Annotated in this window: 10 protein-coding genes; 8 read left to right on the top strand and 2 right to left on the bottom strand. The window is 39.8% G+C overall.

Annotated features, from left to right (window positions below; all coding sequences use genetic code 11):
- The first annotated feature begins 7 nt into the window (after window positions 1-7).
- The 3 genes from MHH51_RS22440 to MHH51_RS22430 all read left to right on the top strand — a co-directional run bounded on the left by MHH51_RS22440 (window position 8) and on the right by MHH51_RS22430 (window position 4,798).
- Window positions 8-1,333: a 6-phospho-alpha-glucosidase gene (locus MHH51_RS22440; protein ID WP_147211375.1), complete on the top strand. Its 1,326-nt coding sequence runs from the start codon at window positions 8-10 to the stop codon at window positions 1,331-1,333.
- A 239-nt stretch (window positions 1,334-1,572) separates the two neighbouring features.
- Entirely contained in the window at window positions 1,573-3,966 is a 2,394-nt protein-coding gene (locus MHH51_RS22435; protein WP_339283686.1) for a penicillin acylase family protein, read from the top strand.
- Between the two features lie 265 nt (window positions 3,967-4,231).
- A complete protein-coding gene (locus MHH51_RS22430; RefSeq protein ID WP_147211373.1) occupies window positions 4,232-4,798 on the top strand; it encodes a hypothetical protein in 567 nt (188 codons plus the stop codon).
- Between the two features lie 57 nt (window positions 4,799-4,855).
- Here the strand turns inward: MHH51_RS22430 and MHH51_RS22425 are convergent, their stop codons facing one another.
- A complete protein-coding gene (locus tag MHH51_RS22425) occupies window positions 4,856-5,620 on the bottom strand; it encodes a DeoR/GlpR family DNA-binding transcription regulator (RefSeq protein WP_156986199.1) in 765 nt (254 codons plus the stop codon).
- A gap of 248 nt (window positions 5,621-5,868) precedes the next feature.
- On the opposite strand from MHH51_RS22425, the gene MHH51_RS22420 reads away from it, so the two are divergent.
- The 5 genes from MHH51_RS22420 (at window position 5,869) to phnX (ending at window position 11,195) form a co-directional block, all read left to right on the top strand.
- Window positions 5,869-6,621, top strand: a complete 753-nt coding sequence (locus tag MHH51_RS22420) for an ABC transporter ATP-binding protein (RefSeq protein ID WP_147211372.1) — start codon at window positions 5,869-5,871, stop codon at window positions 6,619-6,621.
- Entirely contained in the window at window positions 6,614-8,239 is a 1,626-nt protein-coding gene (locus MHH51_RS22415) for an ABC transporter permease subunit (protein ID WP_339283683.1), read from the top strand. Before MHH51_RS22420 ends, MHH51_RS22415 begins: the two co-directional genes overlap by 8 nt.
- Window positions 8,240-8,248: 9 nt before the next feature.
- Window positions 8,249-9,232, top strand: coding sequence for an extracellular solute-binding protein (locus MHH51_RS22410; RefSeq protein WP_222595738.1), 984 nt, complete (start codon window positions 8,249-8,251; stop codon window positions 9,230-9,232).
- A gap of 77 nt (window positions 9,233-9,309) precedes the next feature.
- On the top strand, window positions 9,310-10,404 hold the full coding sequence (phnW, locus tag MHH51_RS22405) for a 2-aminoethylphosphonate--pyruvate transaminase (protein ID WP_147211371.1): 1,095 nt from the start codon (window positions 9,310-9,312) through the stop codon (window positions 10,402-10,404).
- Entirely contained in the window at window positions 10,401-11,195 is a 795-nt protein-coding gene (gene phnX / locus MHH51_RS22400; RefSeq protein ID WP_156986196.1) for a phosphonoacetaldehyde hydrolase, read from the top strand. Before phnW ends, phnX begins: the two co-directional genes overlap by 4 nt.
- A gap of 113 nt (window positions 11,196-11,308) precedes the next feature.
- Here phnX and MHH51_RS22395 read toward each other — a convergent pair whose 3' ends face one another.
- Complete coding sequence (locus tag MHH51_RS22395; RefSeq protein WP_339283680.1) at window positions 11,309-12,862, bottom strand: histidine kinase N-terminal 7TM domain-containing protein; 1,554 nt, start codon at window positions 12,860-12,862, stop codon at window positions 11,309-11,311.
- Window positions 12,863-12,930 lie beyond the last annotated feature (68 nt).

Below are 12,930 nucleotides of genomic sequence, written 5' to 3'. Positions count from 1 at the left end.
TTTTATTATGAAAAAGTTTAACATTACCATTGCTGGAGGCGGAAGTACATTTACACCGGGAATTATTTTGATGCTGTTGGATTATCTGGATGAGTTCCCGATTGATACGATTAAACTCTATGATAATGATGGGGACAGACAAAAAACGATTGCAGATGCTTGTGAGATTTTATTAAAAGAACGTGCACCGGAAATAAGCTTACTGGCCAGCACAAATCCTGAAGAAGCATTTACTAACGTAGACTTTGTCATGGCACATATTCGTGTCGGCAAATATGCCATGCGTGAACAGGATGAGAAAATCCCATTGAAGCATGGGGTTGTAGGGCAGGAAACATGCGGTCCAGGCGGAATTGCTTATGGTATGCGTTCCATCCCGGGAGTGCTGGAATTGGTAGACTACATGGAAAAGTATTCCCCAGAAGCCTGGATGTTAAATTATTCTAACCCGGCAGCTATTGTTGCAGAGGCAACACGTAAATTAAGACCAAACTCTAAGATCTTAAATATTTGTGATATGCCAATTGGTATTGAAGAATTGATTGCGAAAAACTTAGGGTTATCATCACGTAAAGAGATGGAAGTAGATTACTATGGATTGAATCACTTTGGCTGGTGGACAGATATCCGTGACAAGCAAGGAAACAGCCTGATGTCCAAAGTGACAGAGCATGTGAGTCAGCATGGTTACGCAACGGATGGAACGTCTGAATTGGAACAGCAGGAGAGCTGGAACAGTACACTTAAAAAAGCAAAGGATGTTCAAGTGCTTGATCCTTCAACAGTACCAAACACGTATTTAAAATACTATCTGTATCCAGACTATGAAGTTGCTCATTCCAATAAAGAATATACACGTGCTAATGAAGTAATGGCAGGCCGTGAGAAATTTATTTTTGGTGAGTGCCGGGATATTATCGAGAAAGGTTCAGCGGAGGAAACAAAGCTGACCATCGATGAGCATGCTTCTTACATTGTTGACTTGGCAAAAGCGATTGCCTTTAATACAAAAGAACGTATGCTGATGATTGTAGAGAACAATGGGGCAATTATTAACTTTGACCCGACAGCAATGGTGGAGGTTCCTTGTATCGTCGGCAGCAAAGGGCCGGAAAAGCTGGTTGTAGGTGAAATACCGAGATTCCAAAAAAGCCTGATGGAACAGCAGGTTGGCGTGGAAAAATTAGTAGTAGAAGCGTTTGAAGAAGGCTCTTATCAAAAATTATGGCAGGCTATCACTTTATCTAAAACTGTGCCGAGTGCAAAAGTAGCAAAAGATATTTTAGATGACTTAATCGAGGTGAATAAAGCATTCTGGCCGGAGCTGAAATAGATTTTTTAAACAGTGCAATATGGGTGAAACTGCTCATATTGCACTGTTTGTTTGATTTCCAGATATACCTTTAAATGAAGCTGTGCGTCTCTTACCTTTTTAACCAGTTTCCGGGATATAAAAATGAATCAGGCAGCATATATTCCATAATATAGCAATCTTGACATCCCAATCCAACATGCTATGCTTCTCATTAGAGACAGACATTAAAAAGAGAGTTACTAAGGGGGATTTTGTAATTGGGAAAGAAAGTCTATGAAACATCGCCTAAGAAAAATAGATTCAGTAAAAAGAAAATCCTGCTCAGCATATTTGGATTTATTGTTATTCTTGGACTTGCTGCGTTTTTGTTTGTAAACGGGTACATAAATAAATCCCTTCCGATAACAGAAGGAACAGTAGAGCTTTCTGTACTTGAGAATGAAGTTACGGTTATAACGGATGAAGACGGAGTACCGCATATTCAGGCGGATAATGCCCGGGATTTGTATATTGCGCAGGGATACATCCAGGCAGACCGGCGGATGTTTCAAATGGAGCTCTCGCGAAGACAGGCTTCGGGAATGTTGAGTGAAGTGATTGGCGAGGATGCTGTCAATCAGGATAAATATTTCCGGACACTCGGTTTAAGACGTGCTGCAGAGGAATCCTATGAGGTTTATTCTGAAGAATCCATAGAAGTTCTGGAGGACTTTGCTACAGGTGTAAATGCTTATATAGAGGAAGCGAAGGCAAATAACAGCTTACCAATTGAATTTAAATTAATGGGGTTTGAGCCGGAGGAATGGACGCCGGTGGATTCATTGACGATAGGAAAATTTATGGCATTTGATCTTGGCGGACATTGGGAACAGCAGGCCTTTAATTATTATCTGCTCAATGAATATGATGAGGAAAAAGCATATGAATTATTCCCGGCATACCCAGAAAACAGACCGGCAATTATTAAAGAGGAGGAGCTGGATATTGCGGCAAGCTTTGAGGATGCAATTATTCCTCATCCTTTTAATGGCAGTAATAACTGGGTTGTCAGTGGTGATAAAACAGCGTCAGGGATGCCTCTTTTGGCAGATGATCCGCATCTTGGACTGGCTACTCCATCCATTTGGCTGCAAATGCATTTGGAATCAGAGGATGGGCTGAATGTGAGCGGGGTTATTTTCGCCGGTGTGCCTGGGATTATTCTTGGTCATAATGATCAGATAGCATGGGGCGTAACCAATACGGGTCCAGATGTACAGCAATTATATATTGAGAAGCGGAATCCGGATAATGCTAATGAGTTTTTATATGAGGATGAGTGGGAAGAGGCTGCAATCATTGAGGAGCCGATTAAAGTAAAGGATGGAGAAACGATTCATTATGAAGTGACAGAAACGCGCCATGGACCTGTTATTTCAGAGTTTGCTGAAGATACCGGGAAAGAGACGGTACTTTCTTTAAGATGGACAGCGCTGGATGCGAGTACGGAATTAGAGGCAATTATGGAGATGAATCGTGCAGCTGATTGGGAGGAATTTGAAGAAGGTCTGGAGAAGTTTCTAGTTCCGGCACAAAATTTCGTGTTTGCATCTCAGGATGGAACCATTGCCTATAAAGCAAATGGTAAAATCCCGATTTATGAGGATGGAAAAGATGCTCTATTACCGTTAAACGGCTGGGAAGCAGAGAATGATTGGCAGGATTTTATCCCATTTGATGAGCTTCCTGCTGTTGTGAACCCGGAGAAAGGCTTCATTGCAACTGCCAATAACAAAATTGCGCCGGATAGCTACTCTTATCATATCAGCAATGTGTGGGCGCAGCCATATCGCTATGAACGGATTGAGGAAGTGCTGGAATCCGGAGATAATTTTACAGTGGAAGATATGCAGAATCTGCAAATGGATCAGACGGATTTAAGAGCACGGGAATTTGTTCCTTTCTTTCAGGAAACTTTGAATGATGCGGAATTGACAGAACAGGAACAAGAAGCTCTAAAGCTGCTGGCAGATTGGAACTTTACAGCAGATAAAGATAAGCCGCAGCCGCTGATTTTTGAGCATTGGATGCAGGAGATTCAAAATGAAATCTATGAAGGGAAAATCCCTGATACGATGAGAAGCTTATTTTCAACAGAGTCCCAATCGATAGATAATATGCTGCGATTGGCTAGAGATGGAGAGCAGTCGATCTGGCTGGGTGAAAATGGCGGGGTAGAAAATGTATTGCATGGATCTTTGCAAGCAGCCTTAGAAAAGCTGGCAGGAGATTATGGAGAGGATATGGCGGCCTGGACATGGGGCGACTACCATCAGGTTGAATTCAATCATCCATTATCAGGAGTCAGCCCATTTTTAGCATTTTTCTTTAATAATGAAGATGCTATACCAGTTGGAGGAAGTAGTGTGACACCAATGGCTGCCAGTTATAATTCCAAAACAGGTGTAGTAGATCACGGCGCTTCCTGGCGCTTTGTGATAGATGCCGGAGATATGAATGCAGGATATCATATTGTCGGGCCTGGGCAGGACGGACATTTCAGAAGTGAGTGGTATCATGACCAGATGAGTGATTGGGTTGATGGGAATTATCATGAAACGAGGATGGATAATGCGGAAGGTTTGGAATTGAAGCTGATGCCGCAGAAATGAATAGATGAGGATGAAAAATAATGGTTTTCCGCATGCAGTTTAAGGCGGGAGTCATTATTTTTTATTTTCAGATATAGACCAAAAAACGTTTGTGGTTTTTAATAACTTGTTTATTAGATAACGGTATAGTTATAATGGCTCGATTTATAAAAATGATGAAATAAATTACATGCTTTGTAGTATAATTGTATCAGGTCATTAGTTTCAGTTTATGAACTGATATAAATAATTATCCTATGCTTTTATAGGGAGAAAGGAGAGAAGAATGGAGATTTGGCCAATATTTTTGCTCGTGGCAGGTCTGGTGGCATTTCTTGTTTATTTATTCGTAGTGGTCAACAGGTTATTTTTTATAAAAAAAGAAGCAATTACATTTGGTACAGCAAGTTTATTATTCATTAGTTTTATTTTGGTAGCGAGCAGTTTTTATATGGTTTTGACAGAGAAAAATGGCGTTTTTCCAATTGAGAACATGGTTTTGTCTAAAACGGAGCAACTGGATGCAGATGGGGGAAAGATACAGGAGCTGACAAGTGGTAACAATAAAATGAAAGCGGATTCGTTAGAGGCGTGTCTGCAAAGTGAAAGAACAGATATGCTTTTTGAAGAATCCCCTTTCCAAATAATAGATGTTTCTTTGTTAGAAGAATTGGAAGATCAGAAAGGTAGCCTATTTACAGAATCAAATATATTAGCCAGGTTTTCTTTAGGGGAGGACGATTTTATCATAATGGAAAGCTTCGAAGGATTTCCTGCGGAACAATCCGAGCTTGATATGCTGGATAAAGATGCTCTTAAGTCTTGTTTATCTGAAGCTGATGAAATGGAATAGTTATCGAGGATTACATATCAGAATGATCTGTATATGCATTCTGATATGTAATCTCAATTATTCCTCTGAAACAACCAGCTCCGTCTCCACCTCATCAAATTGCTTGATAACCTCTTGATCCACCTTTTGATCTGTTACAACATAATCAATCTCATCCAGCCCGGCAATATTCACCGTAACATTCTTTCCAAATTTGGAGCTGTCCGCAGCAACATAGACCTCATGGGAAAGCGCAACAATCTTTTTGCGGGCAAGGGCCTCCTCCACGTTATAATCCGAAATCCCCTTATCCATCGTAATTCCGCTTGCACAGATAAAGGCTTTCTGGATGTTTAATTGATGAAAGTTAAATAAGTAATCATAGGTTACAACAGATCGCTCCTTTTTTCTGACCTTTCCGCCTATTACAATGAGTTCAATAGCACTGTTCATTAATTCCAGGATGACAGGAACAGAGTTTGTAATGACTGTCAGATTCCTTTTTTCCTTAATATATTTTGCAATTTGATAAGTCGTCGAGCCACTGTCTAAATAAATGCAGTCCCCATCCTCAATAAATGCATCACATTTTTTTGCAATGGCAGTTTTCTCGTCCAAATGGGTGATCATCCGCTCTTCCATGGATGCTTCGCCAAACTTAGGCTCGACCAATTTAACGCCTCCATATATCTTTTTAAGTTTTCCTTGTTCAGCAAGAGCATTTATATCTCTGCGCAGTGTGTCTATTGAGATACCTAATTCTTCCCGAAGCTCTGGCATCTTCATCACTTTTTTAATCGTTAATAAATCAATCATTTTCTTCTGTCTCTCAACTGGAAGCATTTTATCCTCCTCATATAACGTTTTGATTGGATTATTCTTTATACCAAGTTTACGGGCAATTTGCAGTATAATCAATCTATTTACATAAAATTTAGAATGAATCATGCATAAATGCAAGTATATAAAATTATATTTTATGCATAAGTTATGCTTAATATATTCATAATTTACATATTCTTAACACGATAAGTGATTTATCTTAATATTCGTTTTATATGATGGAGGTAATTCAGGAGGAGGTGGTCAGTTTGTTGGAGCTACAAAATATTAGTAAACAATTCGACCAGAAAGTTGTTTTAGAAAATATTGATCTTAAGATTAACAGCGGTGAAATTGTATCGCTGCTTGGACCCAGCGGAAGCGGGAAGACAACCTTATTGAATATTATCTTGGGACTGACCAGGATTGACCAGGGAAAAGTTATCTTTAATAACGAGGATTTGAGTAATGTAGATATGAAAAATCGTGGATTTAATATAGTATTTCAAGATTATGCGCTGTTTCCCCATTTAAATGCATATGAAAATATTGTTTATGGACTGCGAAATAAAAAAGATACTGCATCGGCAGAGGAAGTCAGGGAATATATTGAATTTCTGGAGCTAAAGCCGCATTTGAAAAAGAGAATTGGAGAGTTGTCAGGCGGACAGAAGCAGCGGGTTGCCTTGGCTAGAACTTTAGTTACGAAACCAAAGCTGCTGCTTTTGGATGAACCTTTAAGTGCGTTAGACGGTGTGATTAAGGAATCGATAAAAGAAAGAATTAAGTCGATTGCCAAGGAGTTTAACCTGACAACGATTATTGTGACACATGACCCGGAGGAAGCTTTAACCATATCGGATAAAATCTTGATTATTAATCAGGGAAATATTTCGCAGTTTGGCACACCATTTGAAATTATTAATCAGCCAAAAAATGATTTTGTAAAGGAATTTATTTTAAGACAGCTGCAGATTAAACGGCAAAATATCTATAATTTATTTGGTGAAAAATATGCGTAATGCAAAACCGGAAATGCGGGTTATCTTTATCATTATCTTAATACTGTTTTTTGCCTTTCTGATAGCTCCGCTGCTTGTCTTATTTTTCCGCTCATTTGTCACCGACGATGGAGGAGCAGGGTTTTCAAATTATATGGAAGCTTTGTCAAATAACACATTAATCAGTGCAATAGGCAATAGCATCAAGGTTTCAGGGGCTACAGCCATTATTACTACGATGCTGGCATTTACTTTAGCATATGCCGTCAATTTTACAAGAATTTATCAGCCTTTAAAAAGTGCTGTGAAAGTTGGAATTCTCATCCCGATGCTGATTCCCACAATTACTTACGGGTTTGCAATTATGTACACCTTTGGAAATCAGGGATTATTGACAAAGCTTTTTGAGAGAAATTTATTTGAAATCTATGGATTTAACGGACTGCTGATTGGATATGTTATCTATACGTTGCCTGCAGCGTTCCTGCTAATCCATAATTCTTTCAAATATATTGATAAGAAATTTATCATTGTGTCTAAGCTGATGGGGGACAGGACATTAAGGAGTTTTCTGAACACCGTTGTCCGTCCATTATTAGGAGCTTTGGGAGGAGCATTTGTTTTATCCTTTATCCTCAGCTTCACAGATTTTGGGATACCAGCATCCGTAGGCGGGACATATGACGTTGTTGCAACGCAGCTTTATCAGGCAATGCTTGGTTCGATTCCGGACTTCAGTCAGGGTGCTGTGATTGCTGTAATGATGTTATTTCCGGCAGTCGCAGGTGTTATTCTATTGAACTATCTCGAAAGATTTAATTTTCATTATGATAAGTTCAGTGAAACAGAACTGACACCAAGTAAATTCAGAGACAGTTTTTTTGGAGTTACCTCTGCTGTTGTTCTGCTGGCAATGCTTTCTGTGTTTGTGGTAATGTTCATTGCGCCATTTGTGACGGCTTTCCCTTACGATTTAAGCTTTACATGGCAGCATATTACAGGTATCTTCCAATCGAATGATCTGGTATCGGTTTACAGAAATTCACTTATTGTGGCGGTATTAACTGCTGTGTTAGGAACGATTATTACGTACGTATCAGCGCTTCTTAATGCACGTACACCCATAAAAGGGAAACAAACTGTAGATATTTTTTCGATGATTACCAATACAGTTCCTGGTATGGTGCTGGGATTATCCTATCTACTGCTTTTTAATGACAGCAGTTTAAAGGGAACCTTTATCATTATTGTTTTATGTAATATCATGCATTACTTTACAACACCATATTTAATGGCAAAAAATGCTTTAACAAAGATGAATCCGGGCTGGGAAACTTCAGGAGAATTACTGGGGGATAACTGGATTAAAACGGTCTATCGTGTTATTTTACCGAACTCTGTATCTACGGTTTTAGAGATGTTCAGCTACTATTTCATCAATGCGATGGTAACAATCAGCGGCGTTATCTTCCTGGTATCTGCCCAGACCACTGTTGTAGCAAGCAAAATTAATGAACTGCAGCATTTTGCAAAGTTCAATGAAATATTTGTTTTGTCCGTACTGATTTTCTTAACCAATTTATTGGTCAGAGCTGTGTGTGATGCTCTTCAGAAAAGAGCTGCAATCTATAAAAAGTGAGGGAAAAACATGTTGAAATCAATGAAAAAGTCAATCATAGGAGCAGGAATTGGTTTAGCGTTTGTCTTAGCAGGATGCGGTACTCAAAGCAGTGATGATGTCGTCATTTATACCAATGCAGATGAAGAAGCAACGTCAGCAATGGAGGCTGCATTAGATGATGCAGGTTATGAAGGGGAATATATTTTGCAGTCTCAAGGGACATCTGAATTAGGAGGTAAACTGCTGGCAGAAGGAGACAAAATTGAAGCAGATGTAGTAACCATGAGCTCTTATTTCCTGGACAGTGCCCAGGAACAGAATGATATGTTTGAAGATTTAACTTATGAAACAAGTGCACTCGAAGAACATCCTCCATATTATACCCCGATTTTGGGAAATACAGGTGCCATTTTTGTAAATACCGAGGTACTGAAGCAGCATGGATTAGCAACTCCAGAAAGCATTGCTGACTTAGCAAAGCCTGAATACGAAGGACTTGTATCGATTCCAAATATTGATGATTCTTCGACAGCATGGCTGATGGTACAGGCAGTAATCAGTGAGTATGGAGAAGAAGAAGGGAAAGAAATTTTCCAAAAGCTAATCGCGAATGTAGGACCGCATCTGGAGAGCTCTGGTTCCGGTCCAATCAGCAAGGTGCAGGCCGGAGAAGCGGCTGCCGGTTTCGGGCTTAGGCATCAGGCAGTTGTAGCAAAAGAATCAGGAGCACCAATTGCCTTTGTTGATCCGACAGAAGGGAACTTCTCACTAATGGAAGCAGTAGCAGTAGTGAAAAAGGATAATGATGAAAAAACGCAGAAGGCAATGGATATGGCAGAGGTTATCTCGACAGACGCAAGAGAAGAGCTGTTAACCTACTATCCTGTCGCTCTTTATGAAGGAGAAACAGTTGACGAGGCACATAAACCCGCACATTCCAAAACATTTGAACAGCCGCTAGATGTAGAGTTATTGGAACAGCACCAGGAATTCTTTCATTCAGCAAAATAAGTGGCAGGATGAGGCTATTAAAATGTTTTTATCGGAATCTTTAAACCTTCCTATTTTATAAAAAGGAGCGATATATTTTGGAACAATATAAACTATTAACACCAGGTCCATTAACAACAACGGCCGCAGTGAAGGAGGAAATGCTCTTTGATCGCTGTACATGGGATCAGGATTACAAGAAGATTACCCAGAAAATCCGGGCGCAGCTGCTTGATTTGGCGAAAGCTTCCCCAGAGGATTATACAGCTGTACTGATGCAGGGAAGCGGTACATTTACTGTTGAATCTGTCATGACAACTGCAATAAGTAAGAAGGAAAAAGCATTAATTATCACGAATGGTACCTATGGGGAACGAATTGTAGAAATGGCTGATTATATCGGTTTAAATTATAAGCATTACAGTGTGGCATATAATGCTTATCCTGATGAATTGGAATTAAGGTATATTTTAGAAAATGATTCTGCGATTACCCACCTGGTAATGGTGCATTGTGAAACAACCACAGGTATATTGAACCCGGTTGAAATGATTTCCCGACTTGCTAAGGCCTATCAGAAGACACTGATTGTTGATGCAATGAGCAGTTTCGGCGGTGTAGAAATGGATATTCCAGATCTGGGCATCGATTATTTAATCAGCAGTGCGAATAAATGCATCCAGGGGGTGCCGGGCTTCGGTTTTGTCATTGCAAGGCTGAACAAACTGCAGGCTTGTGAGGGAAATGCAAGCAGTCTTTCCTTAGATTTATATGATCAGTGGAAGACAATGAATAAGGATGGGAAATGGCGTTATACTTCGCCGACTCATGTGGTAGCAGCATTTTCTAAAGCAATTGATGAATTAATTGCAGAAGGAGGGATTCCGGCAAGATTTCAGCGTTATCAGCGTAATAATCAGCTGCTGCGGGAGGGCTTGGAAAAGCTGGGATTCCGAGCTTATATAACGAATAAGAGACAGTCGCCGATTATTACGACATTCCTGTTCCCGGAAGACACGTTTGTATTTGAAGATTTTTATCATTATGTGAAGGAAAGAGGCTTTGTTCTTTACCCAGGCAAGCTGACAGAAATCGATACGTTCCGGATCGGCAATATTGGAGAAGTCTATGAAGAAGATATAGAAAGATTATGCAATGTAATCCAAGAATATATAGGAGTGGTGGTTAAATGAGTAAAGTAGAAGGCGTCATCTTTGATTGGGCAGGAACAACAGTTGATTTTGGCTGTTTCGCCCCGGTAAATGCATTTGTTACAGTATTTAAAAAGGCAGGAATAGAAGTAACTATTGAAGAAGCAAGAGAGCCGATGGGACTGACGAAGATTGATCATATCCGGACAATGCTGTCTATGCCGAGAATTTCAGCTTTATGGAAAAAGGAATATGGACGAGAGTTTACGGAGCAGGATGTAGAGAACTTAAATGCTGATTTTGAAACTGCTCTCCTGGAAACATTGGCAGCATATACAGATCCAAAGCCAGAGGTATTGGAAACGATAGAGCAGTTAAGGAAGCAAGGCTTGAAAATTGGCTCCAGCTCAGGCTATACGCAAAAGATGATGGAAGTGGTTGTTCCAGAAGCGGAGAAAAAAGGATATCGGCCGGACTTTTATATTACCGCTGACGGAACAAGTGGATTGGGACGGCCATATCCATATATGATTTATCGGAATATGGAAGCTTTGAAACTCACAGCTGCCCGCTATGTGGTTAAGATTGGAGATACTGTTCCAGATATAGATGAAGCACTAAACGCAGAAGTCTGGTCTGTAGCGGTCGTTATCGGCAGCTCGGAAATGGGATTAAGTGAAGAAGAATTTCATGCGTTATCAGAACCAGAGCAGGAGGAATTGATTAGTGGAATAGAGAGGACTTTTATAGAGCATGGAGCTGATTTTACGATCCGGACTCTTGGGGAGCTGCCTGGAATTATTGAGGAAATTGACCAGCGGCTTGAGAAATAAGTACATTCTTTTTTTGCAAAATAATGTATTTGTATTTTATGATGAAAATAGCTGTGCTGTACTTTTTACAAAGTATCAGGTACAGCTATTTATTTGTTTTAAGCATCAGCCTTTTAAAACACATCTTTATCAACCTGTACTTGATTGCGGCCGCTCTCTTTAGCGATATACAACTCTTTATCAGCTCTATTCAGGAGTTCTTCCAGCGTGAATTCTCCAGCCGGCAGGTCAGTTCCCGCTACTCCCATGCTGATGGTAATAGTGATAGACCCGTCTTCAATGGAAAATAGATGTACTTCTATTTTTTTTCGAATCATTTCAGCTAATTGCAGTCCTTCTTCCACACTTCTTCCAGGCAGAGCGAGTATAAATTCTTCTCCGCCATAACGGGCAAAAATACATTGTGCAGGTGTTATTTCCTGAATCTGCCGGCTTAGTTCACTTAAAACCAAATCGCCGCTATAGTGACCATACGTATCATTAACATATTTAAAATAATCAATATCAAAGAGAATCACCGTAAACTGCTTTTTCTCTTCCATGAAAGCGGATTTCGTATACTTGAAAAATGCTCTGCGGTTAAATATATTTGTTAATTCATCATAGTAAGCGAAATACTCCAATTGATTTTGCAGCTTTTTCATCTCTGTAATATCTGTGAAGATAAGCAAACTTCCACTATTTTTCTGAGAGATAGATAGGTTAGATATGCGTAAATGAAAAACATAGTTTTTTTGATGAAGTGTTTGCGTCATTTCCACAGTAAGCGGAGCGCTGGAAAGATCATATGAAAAATCTGTATCTGTAAGTCCTTTCCAAAAAGAATAAAAGTCCTGTCCATACATGTTTTTATGAATATCCGTAAACAAGTGTTTAGCAGCCTGATTAAATTCGATTAACCGCTGGGAGTCATCCAGAACAATAACAGCATCTGCTATTCTTTGGAAAATAACATCTTTGGCAACGGGGACAAGGGTAAACATAGAAGAACTGTTGATTGCCCAGAAATATAGTATGGATGTCAGCCATAAATATAGTGGAACGGAGTCAATTCCTGCAGGAGACAGCCCAGTTAAATAGAAAAAAGCAAGCAAAATCGGTATACATTGACCAAATGCTAAAATAATAATTTGTTTACGGTAAATCGGAGCTGCAGACCGAAGCTGTAATAGAGTCAGACAAAGCGCCGTGAACATACAGGCAAAGATGAACATGCCATGTATGATATACCATGGACCAATAACCAGCTCAATATAGGGTGCGCCTAAGACAGGGTGGGTATCTATTGAACGGTAATGAAGATGATGAAAATCGTTGGTAGCTACCATCGCAACTGTAACAGCCGGGATAGTAAGTAAAAGACTTGTCCGCTTAAAAGCCTTCTCCATTCCAAAATAGCGCAGAATAAATAGAAGTCCGAGTAATGGGGCAAAAGCAATCCCGATATATTGAATAACGGTCCATATTTTTATTTGTTCAAGGCTTGTTGCAAGCAGACCAAATGCAGCTGCGAAGCAATAAACTGTCACCGTGCCGGTATAAAGAATAAATATGGGAGCGATGCGTTTGTAATAATGTCTTCGGACGTAGGAGAATATAGCCAGATATAAATTAAAAACACCTGAAGCTGACATAATAGCGATATAAGCTGTGACTGTTGCTCCCATAGGCTTCCCCCGTTTTTGCTTTTATTTATCGCAGTGTAACTGGCTGGGACTGGGACTGCGATTACTCG

The sequence above is a fragment of the Oceanobacillus sp. FSL K6-3682 genome (assembly GCF_037976165.1).
In the GTDB taxonomy this organism is placed as follows: Bacteria; Bacillota; Bacilli; order Bacillales; family Amphibacillaceae; genus Oceanobacillus; species Oceanobacillus sojae.
The sequence above is the reverse complement of the archived record's forward strand: the minus strand, read 5'-3'. Positions and strand labels throughout refer to the sequence as shown.

What these genes read in the sequence shown, in the direction of transcription:
- MHH51_RS22440 (WP_147211375.1), top strand. Translation starts at nt 8, where the DNA reads ATGAAAAAGTTTAACATTACCATTGCTGGAGGCGGAAGTACATTTACA.
- MHH51_RS22430 (WP_147211373.1), top strand. Translation starts at nt 4,232, where the DNA reads ATGGAGATTTGGCCAATATTTTTGCTCGTGGCAGGTCTGGTGGCATTT.
- MHH51_RS22425 (WP_156986199.1), bottom strand. Translation starts at nt 5,620, where the DNA reads ATGCTTCCAGTTGAGAGACAGAAGAAAATGATTGATTTATTAACGATT.
- MHH51_RS22415 (WP_339283683.1), top strand. Translation starts at nt 6,614, where the DNA reads ATGCGTAATGCAAAACCGGAAATGCGGGTTATCTTTATCATTATCTTA.
- MHH51_RS22410 (WP_222595738.1), top strand. Translation starts at nt 8,249, where the DNA reads ATGTTGAAATCAATGAAAAAGTCAATCATAGGAGCAGGAATTGGTTTA.
- phnX (WP_156986196.1), top strand. Translation starts at nt 10,401, where the DNA reads ATGAGTAAAGTAGAAGGCGTCATCTTTGATTGGGCAGGAACAACAGTT.
- MHH51_RS22395 (WP_339283680.1), bottom strand. Translation starts at nt 12,862, where the DNA reads ATGGGAGCAACAGTCACAGCTTATATCGCTATTATGTCAGCTTCAGGT.